Genomic DNA, 16180 nt, shown 5'->3' with positions numbered 1-16180 from the left:
ATGCCGAACCTAACGATCGGCTTTTGGACAAGATCGTGCTCAACAACAAGGTGGAAGCGTCATTCCGATTCGATCAGTATTGAGCAAGCTCCAGCGGAGGGGACATGGCTGAGATGGCAGTGCAGCGGGCGTCGGGACGCGGCATCTGGGGATGGATGCTGTTCGACTGGGCGGCACAGCCGTTTTTCACGGTCGTCACTACCTTCATCTTCGGTCCTTATTTCGTCTCGCGCATGGCCAGCAATCCCGAGACCGGGCAAGCGGCCTGGGGCTACGGCATTGCCGCCGCCGGCCTCGTCATTGCCGTTTTGTCGCCGGTCCTCGGTTCGATTGCCGACCAGACCGGACCGCGAAAGCCGTGGATAGCCTTCTTCGCCGCGGTCAAGATCACCTGCCTCACCCTACTGTGGTTCGCCGCGCCCGGCTCTGATCTTTTTCTGATCGTGGCGTTGTTCTCGCTGGCGTCGGTCGCGGCGGAATTCTCGACCGTGTTCAATGATTCGATGATGCCCCGCCTGGTGCCGAAGAGCGACATCGGCAGGATCTCGAACATGGCCTGGGGGCTCGGCTATCTCGGCGGCATGATCGCACTGATCTTCGTCGTTACCGTCATGGCCGGCTCGCCTGAAACCGGCAAGACCGTTGTTGGGCTGGACCCGATCTTCGGCCTCGATCCCAGGCTCGGCGAGGACGCGCGCGCCACCGGACCGTTGTCGGCGGCCTGGTATTTCCTGTTCATCCTGCCGATGTTCTTCTTCACGCCGGATGCAATCAAAGGCATTCCAATCGGGCCGGCGGTGCGCGAGGGACTGTCGGAACTCAAGTCGACGCTGGCCGAAGTGCGCAAGCGCAGCGGCATTTTTCGCTTTCTCGTCGCCCGCATGATCTATCAGGACGGCGTCAACGCGCTGCTGGCGTTGGGCGGAACGTTTGCGGCGGCAATGTTCCATTGGTCGATTACCGAGATCGGCCTGTTCGGCATCATCCTCAACGTCGTCGCCATAGTCGGATGCCTGGTTGCCGCACGCCTCGACACGGCGCTGGGTTCCAAGTCCATAGTGATGATTTCGCTGGTCATGCTGAGCATCGCCACGCTCGGCATCGTCTCGACCGGCCCGGGCTATACGCTGTTCGGCGCCTGGGTGATGCCCGGCCTGGACGGCGGCGGATTGTTCGGTACGGCGGCGGAAAAAGCCTACATTTTCTACGGCCTGCTGATCGGGCTTGCTTTCGGGCCGGTGCAGGCTTCGTCGCGCTCCTACATGGCGCGCAGCGTCTCCGCGGCCGAATCGGGCCGCTATTTCGGCATCTATGCGCTGGCCGGCCGAGCGACCAGTTTTGCCGCACCTTTCATGGTGGCCACGATCACCCTGGCTAGCGGCTCGGCGCGGCTCGGCATGGCGGCGATCGTGCTGTTCCTCGGCGCGGGCATGGCGATCCTGATCGGCACGCCCTATCCGGCGGATCGGCCGGCGGAGTGATCTGCTCGTCCCTTCTCCCACAGAGGGAAGGGAGGGAGTTCAATGCCTGAAATGCCTCACGCCGGTAAACACCATGGCGATGCCGTGAGCATCGGCGGCGGCGATGACATCGTCGTCGCGCATCGAGCCGCCGGGCTGAATGACGGCGGTGGCGCCGGCTTCGATTGCCGACAAAAGCCCATCCGCGAACGGGAAAAAGGCATCCGAGGCGACGACCGAGCCTTTGGTCAAAGGCTCCGTCAGACCGGCAGCCTCGGCCGCGTCGAGCGCCTTGCGCGCGGCGATGCGCGAGGAATCGACCCGGCTCATCTGGCCGGCGCCGATGCCGACTGTAGCGCCATCCCTGGCATAGACTATGGCGTTCGACTTGACGTGCTTTGCCACGCGAAAGGCGAATTTCAGATCGGCCAATTCAGCCGGCGTCGGAGCGCGGCTGGTCACCACTTTCAGGTCGAGGTCATCGACCACCGCATTGTCGCGGCCCTGGACCAGCAAGCCGCCGGCAACCGATTTCAAGCCAAGGCCCGCCGCGCGCGGGTCGGGCAGGCCGCCGGTAACCAGCAGGCGTAGATTCTTCTTGGCGGCAATGATGCGGACTGCTTCCTCGGACGCCTCTGGTGCGATGATCACTTCGGTAAAGGTCTTGACGATCTCTTCGGCGGTTCCGGCGTCGAGGATGCGGTTCATGGCGACGATGCCGCCGAAGGCAGAGACCGGATCGCAGGCCAGCGCCTTGGCATAGGCCGCGTGCAGCGAAGCGGCTTCGGCGACGCCGCACGGGTTGGCGTGCTTGATGATGGCAATTGCGGCGGAGCGGGTCGGATCGAATTCGCCGACCAGCTCGAAGGCGGCGTCGGTGTCGTTGATGTTGTTGTAGGAAAGCTGCTTGCCCTGAAGCTGGCGCGCCGTAGCGACGCCCGGCCGCCTGTCGCCATTGACATAGAAGCCGGCGCCCTGATGCGGGTTTTCGCCATAGCGCATCACCGATTGCAGCTTGCCGCCGAAAGCGCGCCATGTCGGATGCTCGATCTCGAGCGCCTCGGCGAACCATCCCGAGATCGCCGCATCGTAGGTGGCAGTACGGGCAAAGGCCTTGGCTGCCAGCTTCTTGCGGAAATCCAGCGACAACGAGCCGAAATTCATCTCCAGCGCGTTGAGCACCGAGGCATAGTCGTCAGGGTCGGTGACGATACCGACATAGGCGTGGTTCTTGGCCGAGGCACGGATCATCGCCGGGCCGCCAATGTCGATGTTCTCGACGATCGCCGCGTAGTCGGCGCCGGAGCGGCGCACCTCTTCGAATGGATAGAGATTGGAGACGACGAGATCTATAGGCTCGATGCCGTGGTCGCGCATCGCAGCGACGTGCTCGGGATCGTCGCGCACGCCGAGCAGTGCGCCATGCACCGACGGGTGCAGCGTCTTGACGCGGCCGTCCATGATCTCGGGAAAGCCGGTGAGCTCGGATACGTCGCGCACGGCCATGCCGGCCTCGGCGATCGCCTTTGCGGTGCCGCCGGTCGAAACCAGCTCGACGCCGGCCGAAGCCAGCGCCTTGCCGAAGTCGATCAGGCCGGTCTTGTCGAAGACGGAGAGCAGCGCGCGACGGATCGGAACAAGGTCGGGCGCGGGAATGTTCTTGGCGGCGACGGCCATGGGCTGGCGGCCTTTCCAGTTCTGGTTGGAGAGCGTCCGCGGGCCGTAGCACATGAGGCCCGGAAATCAAGCAGCAAGGCTTGATCAGTGTTTGCCGTTGCCACTGGCTTCAGCTTTTTCCGGATGACCACCGATAGTAGTCCGCGTCAATTGCCAGTGGACCTCGGAAATCTCCGAGGCTTTGAACGCAAGCACGATCTGCCAGCTGCGGCGCGGGCCGCCGAGCCCGGCGAAATAGATCGATTCCTCGACCTCGGGTGCCACTTCGGTGGAGGTAAACACCCAGGTGTCGGCATGGTCGGCGGCCAGCACCAGACGGTCATGCTCATCCTGGAGCAGGTTTATGTCGGGATGGACATGGAAACGCACCGTGACGAAATCACGGCCATTGTTGCGGATAGAGGCGCCGCCCGGCCGCAGGAAGCGGTCCCTGCCGGCAAGCACATTGCCTTCGGTCGATAATTTCAGCTCGCGCTCATGCAGGAAGCCGAAGCGCGCCACATAGCCGTCATGGCGGGCGATGAAGCCCTGGCTGCCCTTCTGGTCGGTGCGCTTGCAAGGCACATGCTGCGGTCCGCCGATCAAAGGCGTGCCGAGCAGGTCGTTGACGCGCAGGGAGTGGTTGAAGCGCGCCGACGACGTGTCGTTGATGGTGGCGGTCGAATGGGCGGCGGTGGCGCGGGCAAGCGGCCGGAACTCGGCGGCGCCATAGGTGTCTATGCCGGCGTTGACGATATAGTGCTGGCGGCCCGACGACAATTCGAAGGCGAGGCACCCGGCGTGAGCGGCATTGGACACGTCGACGGGCGGCGGTGGTCCGGTATCGGCGATCACGGTGACACCCCCCATCGACAGGCGCTCATAACCCGAATGCGGCGCGTGCAGCAATGGTGCGCCGGCGGTGTCGTCGTGATGCAGGATGCTGGCGATACGGTCGTGGATGGTGGCGCCCATGCCGTTGAAGCGGGCAAGGCTGCCATCCTGATGGCGAAAGAAGCGCAGCGCCGGCAGCATCCGGTCGATGGCGCCGATCAGGGCGGCCGGCGGTGTCTCGGCCTGATTGGCGTATGTCTGGCGCAACGGCAGAAGGTCGGCGAGGATTTCAAGCACGACCATCGGATTGCGCGAGATATGGCCGCCGTCAGGCAGGATCTGGCGGTCGATCTCCTCTGCGAGACTGCGGGTGGCACCGCGCAGCGCCGAGGCCGGCGCCGGCAGCGACAAAGCGGCAAAGGCCAGCGCAATGCGCGCGCGCAGCCTGTCCTTGCCGTCCGGCATCTCGCGCGCCATGGCGCGCAGATAGCGGATCTGGACGGCAAGCGATTTCAGGAAGGCGCGGTAGAACGGAAATTCGGCGCCCTGCAACACGATCGAGGAATGCTGCAGCCAGGCAATGACGCGCTTGGCCGTCGTGCCGGGCTCCCAGGCGACGCCGGAAATATGGCTGCCATGGATTGCAATCCAGTCGGAAACCAACGCCCGCGCGTTGGCGGCGGCGAGCTCGGTACCCGCGGCACGCATGTGGCGCAGCCAGCGAAAGCCATGCAGCGTCTTTTGCCAGCCGGGATTGGGCACGTCGATCTGGAAGGGCGATTTGCCGCCGGTCTCGACCAGATGCCCCGAAAGCGGATAGCGGCCGTAATAGATCTCGAGCGCGATCTGAGGATCGGCGAAGCGCAGGTCCGGCGGGGCGATCAGGACGCGCTCCGGCGTGCGGCCTGAGTAGCGCCAGCGATAGAGTGGTCCGGCACGCAAGCGCCGGCGCGCCTTGCGCCAGAACTCCCTCGCGACAAGCGTCCACAGACGCGTCGTGTTACCGGCAGCGATTGCCAAAATCTCTCCTGATCGTCCTCACCCAGGCACAAGTTTATATGATTCAAGAACTTGTGCGAAGGCGAATTCCGCGGCAGCGTGGCCGTTCAGCCTGTTTTCCGTGCCTCCTTGCTCCAAAAGGCCGGACGCGCTTCGATATCTGCCCTTAGCCGGCTCTGCGCATGCGGGCGGCGAAGAAGCCGTCCAGCCCGGAACGGGCAGGGGAGCCAAGCTCCAGGTCGGCAGGCGTGGTGCGCAACGTGCCTTGCGGCGTCAGGAACGGGTCGATGCCGGCGATCTCACCCGGCCGAAGCGGGTCGTCGATGATTTCCGCATTGCCGGCGATAAAGCCGCGATAAAGCTCTTCGCCTTCGAGCGGATCGAGCGAACAGTTGGAAAAGACGATGCGTCCGCCAGGCTTGACCAGGGTGACGGCCCGGGCAAGCAGCCGGCGTTGCAGGTCGGCCAGTTTTTCGACGTCGGCCGCCGTCTTCGTCCAGGGAACGTCGGGATGCCGCCGTACCGTGCCTGTCGAAGAGCAAGGTGCGTCGAGGAGCACGCCGTTGAAGAGCTCCTTCGGCTCGTATTTGAGCAGATCGACGTGGGCGATCTCCGCGGACAGGCCGAGCCGTTCGAGATTCTGCGTCAGCCGCGCCAGCCGTGTTCTGGACATGTCGAGTGCGGTGACGTGGGCGCCGGCGAGGATCAGCTGGGCGGTCTTGCCGCCCGGCGCGGCACAGAGGTCGGCGATTCGCAAACCATTGATGTCGCCGAACAGCCGGGCCGGCAGGCTGGCCGCTGCATCCTGAACCCACCAGGCGCCTTCCCCAAAGCCGGGCAGTTCGGTCACGGAAGCGCTGAGCTTTTCCACGCGCACCGTGCCGGTCGGCAGGACGAAGCCGCCGAGCCGTTCGGCCCACAGCGCCGGGTCCGACTTGACGGTGAAATCGACCGGCGCCTCATGGCGATGGGCGAGCAGTATCTGCCTGGTCTTGTCGATGCCGTAGACGGTTTTCAAACGGTCGGAAAACCATTTTGGCGCCTCGTCGGTGGCCGCAACCGCCGCCGCGAGCTCATCCTGCTTGGCCCGCGCCAACGTACGCAGTACGCCGTTGACGAGGCCGGAAAAGCGCGCCGTGCGCGGATCGGACTTGGCGTGGGTCACGGCGAGGTCGACGGCGGCGCTGTCGGGAACATCGAGGAACAGGATCTGCGCCGCCGCCACATGCAAGATGTGCGAAAGCGCCGTGGCGTTGGGCGGCAGCGGCTTTTCCAGGCGGCGGGCCAACAGGCCTGATATGGTCATGCGGTAGCGCAGGGCGGTGACCAGAATGGCGCGCACCAAGGCGCGGTCGCGCAAGTCGAGCGCCTTGTATTGCGGATGGCCGTTCTCGTGGTCGGTCAGCCCGTCGAGTGGCGTTTTCGCGTCAACGACGGCGGCAAGCAGGCGCGCGGCTGCCTTGCGCGCGGCGAGACCGCGAGCTTCTGAAGCCTCACTGTGAGTTGGCCTCATTGTGTCGGCGATCGGTTGACTAGTTTAAATATGGCGCTGACAAAATCTTCTTTGCTTCCTAGGGGTGAGGTCACCTGAATGTAGTCTTTCTCAACCGTGTCAACATAGTCTGCGACTTGCTTTGGAGATGCACCATCCCCTACAAATCGAATGATGTGGTGGAGATAGGTGTCATATTCGTTTTCAGGAAGCGGACGAAATTCCAGTTCACTTGATGTTTCCATGTTCGCCATCGGTATGCCGATAGGGTTCCAGTGCCTTGCACAAAGATCGCGTATTTCCGCCAGCGAGATCCCGCCTTTTTTGTCTGTCGCGCTCGTCACGACCACGGACCTTTAGGCCCGGTCGGATTGCGTCCCCAGGGATTGGGTTTCGGCCTGGCCGGCTCGGCCGGCCTTTCGGGCCGGGCGGCCCTTTCCCACGGACCCGACGGCTGCTGCCCGATCCCGTCCGGCGCGGGGCTTGGCGTCGCGGCCGCTTCGGGTGCGCCGGCCATCTGTTGCGCCATCCGCTGCAGAGCGGCGATGCGGTTTTCGGTGCTCGGGTGGGTGGAGAACAAATTGTCCATGCGCTCGCCGGAAAGAGGATTGATGATGAAGAGATGGGCGGTTGCCGGATTGCGCTCGGCATCCGGGTTGCGGATGCGTTCGGCGCCACGGGCGATCTTGTCAAGCGCCGAGGCGAGCCACAGCGGGTGTCCACAGATTTCGGCACCGCGCCGGTCGGCCTCGTATTCGCGAGTGCGGCTCACCGCCATCTGCACGATCATGGCGGCCAAAGGCGCGACGATCATTGCCACCAGCACGCCGACGATGCCGAAGGAATTGTTGTTGTCGCGGTTACCGCCGAAGAAGAAGGCGAAATTGCCGAGCATCGAAATTGCGCCGGCGAAGGTGGCGACGATCGTCATGGTCAGCGTATCGCGGTGCTGCACATGGGCGAGCTCGTGCGCCATCACCGCCGCGACTTCTTCATGCGATAGCCGCTCGAGCAGGCCAGTGCTGGCGGCGACAGCGGCATTTTGCGGATTGCGGCCGGTGGCGAAGGCATTGGGCTGCGGATTGTCGATGAGATAGGTCCTCGGCATCGGCAGACCGGCGCGTCGGGCGAGGCCCTGCACGATGGCGTAATATTCAGGCGCGTTGCTTTCGTCGACCTCGATCGCTCGGTGCATCGCCAGCACCATCTTGTCGGCGTTCCAATAGCTGAACAGATTGGTGCCGGCAGCGATCAGCAAGGCGATCATCATGCCGCCGGATCCGCCGACCAGATAACCGACGCCCATGAACAGGGCCGTCATTGCGGCCAAAAGCATGGCGGTGCGAAGGGTGTTCATTGTCTGCTCCGTTCTGCCCAACAAAGGGGTCGATCCCTTGTGGACCCATCGCTATATGATGGGAAACAGCGGTTCTCGTTTCAATCGGGGGCCTTTTTCAATCTACCGGAAGATCGCATGATCGACGAATCCAACCAAACACAGGCTCACCACGCGCCGCAAAAGGCGCTGACGCCGGCAGCCCGGCGCGCTTTGGCGGAGGCCGAGGCCCGGCGGCAAAAATATCGCGAGACGGAAGCCACGCTGCCGAGGGAGATCGGCGGGCGCGGCGGCAAGGAGCCTGGACGCTACGGCGACTGGGAGGTCAAGGGCCTGACCAGCGACTTTTAGCCCACGCAGCGGCGCCAAACTACGCGGGCTGCGCCGTCCGCTCCGCTTCGATGGCGATCCAGCCGCTGGCATCGACGGCGATGCCGATCGCGTCATAGCCGCCGATAGCGGCATGCGGCGTCTGCAAGGGATGCCGGTGCGTGGCGCTGATCACCACGATTGCGGCACCCGCGGCTTCGGCTGCCGCTATGCCGGCCGGCGCGTCCTCGAAGACGAGGCAGTCGCGCACATCGACGCCGAGCCGTTCGGCCGCCAGCCGGAAGCAGTCGGGCGCCGGCTTGCCGCGGGCCACGTCCTCCGCCGCAACGATCACGGCGGGAGCCGGAATGCCGGCGGCCTGCAGGCGCAGCAGGGCGAGTTCCCGCGGCGCGGAGGTGGCGATCGCCCAACTCCCAGGCGGCAGCGATGCGAGGAACGCCGCGGCGCCGGCGATCGGGCGAATGCCCTCGACATCGGCTGCCTCGGCCTGCAAAAGCGCATCGGCTTCGCGGGCAGGATCGACGCCTGGCAGCGCCAGCCGGCCGATGGTCTCGATCGCCCGCACGCCGTGGATGGTCGGCAGGAATGCGGCGACGTCAAGACCTTGCCGATGCGCCCAAGCTGCCCAGACCCTTTCCGCCGCGGCAATCGAATTGAGAATCGTGCCGTCCATATCGAACAGGAAGGCCGCAAATTTTCTGCCTGCAAACATCGGTTTTCCCGGGTCATCCTGGAGGGATTATTTTCGAAGGACGCGTGTCGATCGACCGTAACGTTACCGCGTCCGTATGGGAAGCCGCGAGGCGTCGTTTTCGACGTTCGCAAGGAACCGCCGCGCACTCTCCTGCGTTGACCAGCACTATCTTCCATGACGATCGTAGGGGGACGGCGATGCTGATCAGGCTCGGCTATGAAATTGGCATTGAATGCGCTGCAGCCACGCCGATTGTTTCGCTGCTCGAGATCCACACGGATCGCCAGGTCGACATCAAGCGTCAGACCCGCGTGCTGACCTCGCCGTCGGTCCCGACCAGGGTCTACCACGATCTTTTCGGCAATAGCTGCCGCCGCTTCACGGCGCCGGCCGGAAGCTTTCGCATCCTCTATGACGCGGTGGTCGAGGACAGCGGTGAGACGGACGAAGTCAACACGCTGGCCAGGGAAGTTCCGGTCGCCGAATTGCCGGACGAGGTGCTCGGCTATCTGCTCGGCAGCCGTTACTGCGAGACCGACCATCTCGGCGACCTGGCCTGGCAACTGTTCGGCCAGCTTCCGCCGGGCTGGGCGCGGGTGCAGGCGATCGTCGACTATGTCCACAACCGCCTGTCCTTCGGCTACGGTTATGCGCGCTCGACCCGCACGGCGGCGCAGGCGCATGAGGAACGCGTCGGCGTCTGCCGCGACTTTGCCCATCTGGCGATCACGCTCTGCCGCTGCATGAATATCCCGGCCCGCTACGTGAACGGCTATCTCGGCGATATCGGCGTGCCCGCCGATCCGGCGCCGATGGACTTCTCGGCCTGGATGGAAGTGTTCCTCGACAGCAAGTGGTACACGTTCGATCCTCGCCACAACGTGCCGAGAATCGGCCGTGTCGTCATTGCGCGTGGCCGCGACGCCACCGACGTGCCGCTGTTGCACAGTTTCGGCCCGCACCGGCTCAGCCTGTTCAAGGTCTGGACGTACGAGCAGGAAGGCAACCTGTTCAAGCCGCCCTATCGCGGCCTCGACAGGACCGTCACCGCACGGGTGCTGGCCTAATCCTCCCGGAGACGTTCACAGCCCATGTTTCCACGTCCCGTCATCGCGGTCGTGCTGATCCGGTTCGAGACATCTCGTCTGTACCGGATCGGGACGCAGTCCGGCCGTTCCGAATTGCGAGCCGGATCGTGGTAAGCGCTTTGTGAACAAAGCCGCGCCGACGCGGCTTTCGTTTACCCGCTGTTTACCTTGTCGCTGCTCGAAACCGTTTGGAAACAATGCCCTGAGCGGGGGGCGCTCGCTTTCCCGCGCCCGGCGGCGCGATCCGGCCGGATTCCTGCAATGCGCGTTCGGACAGCTGCAGGCTGTAGCGAATGGAGGCGGAAGGAATGCGGCGTTTCGGGGGTCTTGTTCAGGCGATCGGCGGGTTTGCCGGGGATCGCAGCGGAAATTTCGCGGTGCTGTTTGGTATAATCGGCTCAGTACTGGCGCTGAGCGTCGGCTTTGCCGTCAACGTCTCCCAACTCTACAATGTGAAATCGAGCCTGCAAGGCGTCGTCGATGCTGCGGTCACCTCGACGGCCCGCGACCTGACGACCAGCGTCATCAGCGAGGCTGACGCCAGCAAATCGGTGCAGGCCTTTCTCGATGCCAACAGCACGGCGGGTATCCTGCAGGACAATCAGATCGTTCTCGACAAACTGACTGTCGACCGAATCGCCAAGACCGTTCAGGCGGACGTTCATGTCAATGTCAGCTATTATTTCCCGCTTTTCAGCACGGGTAGCATGCAGCGCGTTCCCGCATCGACGACGGCTCTCTATTCGGACAAGCAGATCGAAGTCGCGATGATGCTCGATGTTACCGGCTCGATGGCAGGCCAGAAAATCATCGATCTGCGGACGGCTGCGGCGAATGCTGTCGACAGCTTCCTGGGCGGTCAGGACCCGTCCAAACCGCGCGTGCGGGTTGCCATCGTGCCTTATGCCAATTCGGTGAATGCCGGTACACTTGCCACCAGCAGCGTCTATGTGGAAACCACCGCCAGCCAACGCAAACAGGCGCCGGCCAATGACGCCGTGCAGTATGTCTCGGGCTTCATCCGTCCCGATAATTGCGCCACAGAACGCAAGGGGACCTACCAGTATTCGGACGCAGGCCCCGACGCCAGCATGGTCAACCGCGACTACCTGCTGTCGTCCTTCGCCTGGCAAACCGGCACCGCCGCCTGCCCGGCCGCCACGCTGATGCCGCTGACGGCCGATGCGACGGCGCTCAAGACGGTCATCAAGAATTTCGTCGCCTCCGGCGGCACTGCCGGCCATATCGGCGTGCAGTGGACCTGGTACATGCTCTCGGAGAGCTGGGGGAGCATAATGAGGACTTCGCAGCGGCCGGCCAAGATGGATCCAAAAAAGGTCGCCAAAATCGCGATCCTGATGACCGACGGCGAATTCAACCTGTCCTACTTCGATGCGAGCACGGTGAGCGACGTTTACAATGACGCCGGCAAGGAGCCGACCCGCACGGCAGCCAAGAAACTTTGCGCTGCCATGCGCGACAAGGGCATCGAGATCTTCACTATTGGATTTGACCTAAACGAAACGAATGCCAAGGCGACGCTCCAGGATTGCGCGAGCCCGGACACCACCAAGATCAAGCACTTCTACCAAGCTGCCAATGGAACCGAACTCAACCAGGCTTTCCAGGACATAGCGCGCAACGTCGAGATGTTGAGCGTAACCAAATAAGGGACAACAGCCCAAAAAGGAAAAGGCCGCCGCTTCTTGCGAAGTCGGCGGCCTTCCGTGTTTCCGTCCATGGCGCGGCTCCTGGCTGCGACGGTTGGTCGCCAGCCGCGCATCTCGCGCCTTAACGGGAAGACTGCTTCCCGAAAGTGCGATCCGCTGAGGCCACGTTCTGGAAAACGAAATCACTCGACATCGGATCACCTCCTTTCGATTTGTTGAACACTTGCTCATGATGGGGTGTCATCCGGCAAATGGCAAGGCGGGGCACTCGAAAATCCTGAACAAGCGTGCTTGTGCACTCGGGCGGCTTGCGGCCGGCCGATCCGGCAGGCAAGATCGAGCCGCGATTGTTCCGGGCCGCTTTTTGCCGGGTAAGGGAGGATGGGGATGGAGGCAGCCGAAAGAGCGGCCCGGATTGTTCGGACGGTCATCGAAACGCTGAAACCGGGTTTCGCGGTGAGGCTGTGGACAGGCGAGCGGATCGGCCCGGCTACCGGCCCGGTGCTCACTATCAACGACCAGGACATCGTCTGGCAGATCGTACGTCGGCCCTCTTTATCGACGCTGATCGAGATGTGGATTGCCAAGGCGGTCGACGTCGAAGACGGATCGCTGTTTGATTTCTACGCCTTGCCCACGCACGGCAAGCTCAGGACGAAGCTCAAGACGTTGCCGAAGCTGGCGATCCTGCGCGACCTGCCGGCGGTGCTGTTTTCGCGAAAACAGATGACGGCGCGAACCGATCTTTCCGGCCGCAATCCTTTCGTCAGCGGTTCGAGCCGGGAGGCAATCCAGCATCACTACGATATTTCCAACGCATTCTACCGGCTCTTCCTCGACGAGCGCATGGTCTATAGCTGCGGCTATTTCAAGGATTTCGCCAACGATATCGATCAGGCCCAAAGAGACAAGCTCGACCATATCTGCCGCAAGCTTCGGCTGAAGCCCGGCGAAAAACTGCTCGACATCGGCTGCGGCTGGGGAGCGATGCTCATCCATGCGGTGAAGAATTATGGCGTCGTCGGCCACGGTGTTTCGCTGTCGGAGGCACAGACCGAGCTCGCCCGCGAACGCATCCGCGCCGCGGGGCTGGAGGACCGCATCACCATCGAGATCAAGTCCTATGCCGAGCTGTCCGGCTCCTTCGACAAGATCTCGTCGATCGGCATGTTCGAGCATCTGGGGCTTGCCAACCATGCGGCCTATTTCTCGAGGATCCATCGCCTGCTCAAGCCCGGCGGCATCTATCTGCACCACGCCATCACCCGGCGCGACAAGGGCAGCTTGAAGAAGACGCTGCGAAAGGGGCCGGAATTCAAGGCGCTGATCAAATACATTTTTCCGGGCGGCGAACTCGATACGATCGGCATGACGCTCGGCAATCTCGAGGCGCACGGCTTCCTCGTCTACGACGTCGAAAACTTGCGCGAGCACTATGCGCGCACCTGCAGGCTATGGGCAGAGCGTCTCCACGCACGTTTTGACGAAGCCATCGCTGAGGTCGGCGAAGCCAAGGCGCGGCTCTGGCTGCTTTATCTCACCGGCTGCTCGATTACTTTCGAACGTGCATCGGCGCAGGTTTTCCAGACCGTCGCCACAAGGCGCGCGCGTGGGCCGAGCGGCCTGCCGCCGACGCGGGCGGATTTGTACCGATAGCTACAGGAGGCGCATCGTGGCGCCGATCTCGACGCGGGCCGGTCGATCGACGGTGCAGTAGACGCCGAGATTATGGGCGTTGTGGCGGACCAGGCTGCGCAGGATTGCCGGGTCGTGGTCCAACCCGTCCTGGCCAATGATGGTGAAGCCGCAGCGGCGGCACGGCTCGGAGATGGTCAGGAGCAGGTCGCCGATTGCCAGCTTGCGCCCGATCCATTCCGTCTCGGGGAACGACCCCTCGACCTCCGGCATATCGACGACGATGTTGGGGCGGAAGCGGCGCGCGTCGGCGGTGCCCTCTGGATGCAGCACTTTCAAACGCGCCAGTGAGGCGGTGGTCAGCAGATGAATAGGGGCTTTGACATAGCGTTCCGTCAGCAGAGGGCCGGCGTAATCCGGAGCCGCATTTTCCCGGCGGAACGGCCGGATGGAAGCCGCAAAGCCGAGATACGCGGAAACCGCGCGATCACTTTGCGCGCCAGGTGCCGAAAGCCAGCGTCCGTCGGGGATGGCGACCTCCAGCCTGCCGGCCTGCGACAGCCGGGTGCGGATGCGGGGCACCTTGTGCCATTTCGCTTCGCGGTCGGGCCGTGCGATTTCATCGGTCGAGGTATCGACAAGACCAAACAGGCGGTCGCCTTCGACGGTATACCAGTCGACGGAGATCGCCTCCTGAAACTCGCCGGCGAGCGAGCTCGCGGGATAGCGCCAAAGCTCGGTGACGGCGCCCAATGCGGGTTGCATCAGCCCTTCTTGTTTTGCCGGTTGGCGATCAGGTCGTCGACGACTGCCGGATCGGCGAGCGTCGAGGTGTCGCCGAGCGCGGCAAAATCATCCTCGGCGATCTTGCGCAGGATGCGCCGCATGATCTTGCCGGAACGGGTCTTCGGCAGGCCGGGCGCGAACTGGATCTTGTCGGGCGAAGCGATGGCGCCGATCTCCTTGCGGACATGGACGACGAGCTCCTGGCGCAATTCCTCGCTTGGCGTCTCGCCGGCCATCAGCGTGACATAGCAGTAGATGCCCTGGCCCTTGATATCGTGCGGGTAGCCGACGACGGCGGCCTCCGAGACCTTCTCATGCGAAACCAGCGCCGATTCGACCTCGGCGGTGCCCATGCGGTGGCCGGAGACGTTGATGACGTCGTCGACCCGGCCGGTGATCCAGTAGTAGCCGTCAGCATCGCGGCGGCAGCCGTCGCCGGTGAAGTACCTGCCCTTGTAAGTCGAGAAATAGGTCTGCACGAAGCGGTCGTGATCGCCATAGACGGTGCGCATCTGGCCCGGCCATGAGTCGGCAATGCAAAGATTGCCGCTGGCTTCGCCTTCCAGTACCTTGCCGTCGGCGTCGACCAGCTGCGGCTTGACGCCAAAGAAGGGCCGCGTCGCCGAACCCGCCTTGAGGTGGGTGGCGCCCGGAACCGGCGTGATCATGATGCCGCCGGTCTCGGTCTGCCACCAGGTGTCGACGATCGGCACCTTGCCGTTGCCGACGACGTTGAAATACCACTCCCAGGCTTCCGGATTGATCGGCTCGCCGACGGTGCCCAGCACGCGCAGCGACTTGCGCGACGTTTTGGTGACATGGGCATCGCCGGCGCCCATCAGCGCACGCAACGCCGTCGGCGCCGTGTAGAAGATGTTGACCTTGTGCTTGTCGATCACGTCCCAGAAACGCGACTGCGACGGGTAGTTCGGCACGCCTTCGAACATCAGCGTGGTGGCGCCGTTGGCGAGCGGCCCGTAGACGATATAGCTGTGACCGGTGACCCAGCCGACATCTGCGGTGCACCAGTAGATGTCGCCGTCATGATAGTCGAATACATATTGGTGGGTCATCGAGACATAGACGAGATAGCCGGCGGTGGTGTGCAGCACGCCCTTCGGCTTGCCGGTCGAGCCGGATGTGTAGAGGATGAACAGCGGGTCCTCGGCATTCATCTTCTCGGGCTTGCATTCGGCCTTAACCGTGGCGACCTCGTCATGGTACCAGACGTCGCGCCCGGCGGCCCAGCCGGTCTTGCCGCCGGTGCGGCGCACGACCAAGACCTTTTCGACTTTCGTTCCGGCCTTGGCGGCGATCTCGATCGCCTTGTCGGTGTTGTCCTTCAGCGGGATAGTCTTGCCGCCGCGCAGGCCTTCGTCGGCGGTAATGACGAAGGTCGACTTGCAGTCGTCGATGCGTCCGGCCAGCGCGTCCGGCGAAAAGCCGCCGAAGACGACCGAATGAATGGCGCCGATGCGCGTGCAGGCGAGCATCGCATAAGCGGCCTCCGGGATCATCGGCATGTAGATGGTGACGCGGTCGCCCTTCTTGACGCCGTGCTTCTTCATCACATTGGCGAGGCGGCAGACATGTGCGTGAAGTTCGTTATAGGTGATCTTCCTGTCGTCGTAGGGGTTGTCGCCTTCCCAGATGATGGCGGTCTGTTCGCCGCGCTTCTTCAGATGCCGGTCGATGCAGTTCCAGGAAACGTTTGTCTGGCCATCCTCGAACCATTTGATCGAAACCTTGCCGTCGAAGGACGTGTTCTTGACCTTGCTGTAGGGCTTGAACCAGTCGATGCGCTTGCCGTGCGTGCCCCAGAACTTGTCCGGGTTCTTGACGCTGTCGGCGTACCATTTCAGGTAGGTGTCATTGTCAATCAGCGCGTTCTTCTTCCACGCCGGCTGGACGCGATGGACATGAACATCGGACATTTCTTCGCCTTCCTCCCCAAAACCAAACCGCCGGCTTGACCGCCGGCAGGATCGCAGCGATGCGGCCGCGAATTCGCGCGCATTATTAACAGTTCGGCGGTGACGGCAACATTAGACGTTGGATTCGCGCGGCGGGATGCCGCAGGTGCCTTGCCGGGTGGTGTCAGCACTCTCGTGAGGCGGCTGCTAAGCGCATGTTTTTGCGGGAGGAATCTGGTTTGATCGCAGAAATATCAATAGACGAATAAGCAAATGGGGTGCACAAT

Annotated in this window: 13 protein-coding genes; 5 read left to right on the top strand and 8 right to left on the bottom strand. The window is 63.2% G+C overall.

Annotated features, from left to right (window positions below; translation table 11 throughout):
* Positions 1 to 104: 104 nt before the first annotated feature.
* On the top strand, positions 105 to 1481 hold the full coding sequence (locus tag NKJ13_RS14115; RefSeq protein ID WP_352740051.1) for an MFS transporter: 1377 nt from the start codon (positions 105 to 107) through the stop codon (positions 1479 to 1481).
* Between the two features lie 39 nt (positions 1482 to 1520).
* Here NKJ13_RS14115 and purH read toward each other — a convergent pair whose 3' ends face one another.
* The 5 genes from purH to htpX form a co-directional block, all read right to left on the bottom strand.
* Positions 1521 to 3137 carry a bifunctional phosphoribosylaminoimidazolecarboxamide formyltransferase/IMP cyclohydrolase gene (gene purH / locus NKJ13_RS14110; RefSeq protein WP_352740049.1) on the bottom strand — a complete coding sequence of 539 codons (1617 nt, stop codon included), beginning with the start codon at positions 3135 to 3137 and terminating at the stop codon, positions 1521 to 1523.
* Between the two features lie 84 nt (positions 3138 to 3221).
* Positions 3222 to 4970, bottom strand: coding sequence for a heparinase II/III family protein (locus NKJ13_RS14105; RefSeq protein ID WP_352740047.1), 1749 nt, complete (start codon positions 4968 to 4970; stop codon positions 3222 to 3224).
* 145 nt (positions 4971 to 5115) lie between these two features.
* Positions 5116 to 6462, bottom strand: coding sequence for an RsmB/NOP family class I SAM-dependent RNA methyltransferase (locus NKJ13_RS14100; RefSeq protein ID WP_352740045.1), 1347 nt, complete (start codon positions 6460 to 6462; stop codon positions 5116 to 5118).
* Positions 6459 to 6785 (bottom strand): hypothetical protein, encoded by a 327-nt coding sequence (locus NKJ13_RS14095; protein WP_352740043.1) that lies wholly within the window; start codon positions 6783 to 6785, stop codon positions 6459 to 6461. Before NKJ13_RS14095 ends, NKJ13_RS14100 begins: the two co-directional genes overlap by 4 nt.
* Complete coding sequence (htpX, locus tag NKJ13_RS14090) at positions 6782 to 7798, bottom strand: zinc metalloprotease HtpX (RefSeq protein ID WP_352504870.1); 1017 nt, start codon at positions 7796 to 7798, stop codon at positions 6782 to 6784. The genes NKJ13_RS14095 and htpX overlap by 4 nt, the downstream gene beginning before the upstream one ends.
* A 117-nt stretch (positions 7799 to 7915) precedes the next feature.
* Here htpX and NKJ13_RS14085 point away from each other — a divergent pair, with 117 nt between their 5' ends.
* Complete coding sequence (locus NKJ13_RS14085) at positions 7916 to 8128, top strand: DUF1674 domain-containing protein (RefSeq protein ID WP_352648896.1); 213 nt, start codon at positions 7916 to 7918, stop codon at positions 8126 to 8128.
* A 19-nt stretch (positions 8129 to 8147) separates the two neighbouring features.
* On the opposite strand, the gene NKJ13_RS14080 is transcribed toward NKJ13_RS14085, so the two are convergent.
* Positions 8148 to 8819 carry an HAD-IA family hydrolase gene (locus NKJ13_RS14080; RefSeq protein ID WP_352648897.1) on the bottom strand — a complete coding sequence of 224 codons (672 nt, stop codon included), beginning with the start codon at positions 8817 to 8819 and terminating at the stop codon, positions 8148 to 8150.
* A gap of 179 nt (positions 8820 to 8998) precedes the next feature.
* Here NKJ13_RS14080 and NKJ13_RS14075 point away from each other — a divergent pair, with 179 nt between their 5' ends.
* The 3 genes from NKJ13_RS14075 (at position 8999) to NKJ13_RS14065 (ending at position 13215) form a co-directional block, all read left to right on the top strand.
* Complete coding sequence (locus NKJ13_RS14075) at positions 8999 to 9868, top strand: transglutaminase-like domain-containing protein (protein WP_352740041.1); 870 nt, start codon at positions 8999 to 9001, stop codon at positions 9866 to 9868.
* Between the two features lie 329 nt (positions 9869 to 10197).
* Positions 10198 to 11559: a pilus assembly protein TadG-related protein gene (locus tag NKJ13_RS14070; protein WP_352479566.1), complete on the top strand. Its 1362-nt coding sequence runs from the start codon at positions 10198 to 10200 to the stop codon at positions 11557 to 11559.
* A 387-nt stretch (positions 11560 to 11946) separates the two neighbouring features.
* The gene (locus tag NKJ13_RS14065) at positions 11947 to 13215 is read left to right on the top strand and encodes a class I SAM-dependent methyltransferase (RefSeq protein WP_352504874.1); all 1269 of its coding nucleotides are present in this window, start codon (positions 11947 to 11949) and stop codon (positions 13213 to 13215) included.
* Here NKJ13_RS14065 and NKJ13_RS14060 read toward each other — a convergent pair whose 3' ends face one another.
* Together NKJ13_RS14060 and acs are read right to left on the bottom strand one after the other, a co-directional pair.
* Entirely contained in the window at positions 13216 to 13959 is a 744-nt protein-coding gene (locus tag NKJ13_RS14060) for an MOSC domain-containing protein (RefSeq protein WP_352504875.1), read from the bottom strand.
* On the bottom strand, positions 13959 to 15914 hold the full coding sequence (gene acs / locus NKJ13_RS14055; RefSeq protein WP_352504876.1) for an acetate--CoA ligase: 1956 nt from the start codon (positions 15912 to 15914) through the stop codon (positions 13959 to 13961). Before acs ends, NKJ13_RS14060 begins: the two co-directional genes overlap by 1 nt.
* Positions 15915 to 16180: the final 266 nt, after the last annotated feature.

Source organism: Mesorhizobium sp. M0174 (assembly GCF_040322275.1).
Lineage (GTDB): Bacteria > Pseudomonadota > Alphaproteobacteria > Rhizobiales > Rhizobiaceae > Mesorhizobium.
This window is presented reverse-complemented; position numbering and strand designations above follow the sequence as displayed.

What these genes read in the sequence shown, in the direction of transcription:
- NKJ13_RS14115 (WP_352740051.1), top strand. Translation starts at nt 105, where the DNA reads ATGGCTGAGATGGCAGTGCAGCGGGCGTCGGGACGCGGCATCTGGGGA.
- purH (WP_352740049.1), bottom strand. Translation starts at nt 3,137, where the DNA reads ATGGCCGTCGCCGCCAAGAACATTCCCGCGCCCGACCTTGTTCCGATC.
- NKJ13_RS14100 (WP_352740045.1), bottom strand. Translation starts at nt 6,462, where the DNA reads ATGAGGCCAACTCACAGTGAGGCTTCAGAAGCTCGCGGTCTCGCCGCG.
- htpX (WP_352504870.1), bottom strand. Translation starts at nt 7,798, where the DNA reads ATGAACACCCTTCGCACCGCCATGCTTTTGGCCGCAATGACGGCCCTG.
- NKJ13_RS14085 (WP_352648896.1), top strand. Translation starts at nt 7,916, where the DNA reads ATGATCGACGAATCCAACCAAACACAGGCTCACCACGCGCCGCAAAAG.
- NKJ13_RS14080 (WP_352648897.1), bottom strand. Translation starts at nt 8,819, where the DNA reads ATGTTTGCAGGCAGAAAATTTGCGGCCTTCCTGTTCGATATGGACGGC.
- NKJ13_RS14075 (WP_352740041.1), top strand. Translation starts at nt 8,999, where the DNA reads ATGCTGATCAGGCTCGGCTATGAAATTGGCATTGAATGCGCTGCAGCC.
- NKJ13_RS14070 (WP_352479566.1), top strand. Translation starts at nt 10,198, where the DNA reads ATGCGGCGTTTCGGGGGTCTTGTTCAGGCGATCGGCGGGTTTGCCGGG.
- NKJ13_RS14065 (WP_352504874.1), top strand. Translation starts at nt 11,947, where the DNA reads ATGGAGGCAGCCGAAAGAGCGGCCCGGATTGTTCGGACGGTCATCGAA.
- NKJ13_RS14060 (WP_352504875.1), bottom strand. Translation starts at nt 13,959, where the DNA reads ATGCAACCCGCATTGGGCGCCGTCACCGAGCTTTGGCGCTATCCCGCG.
- acs (WP_352504876.1), bottom strand. Translation starts at nt 15,914, where the DNA reads ATGTCCGATGTTCATGTCCATCGCGTCCAGCCGGCGTGGAAGAAGAAC.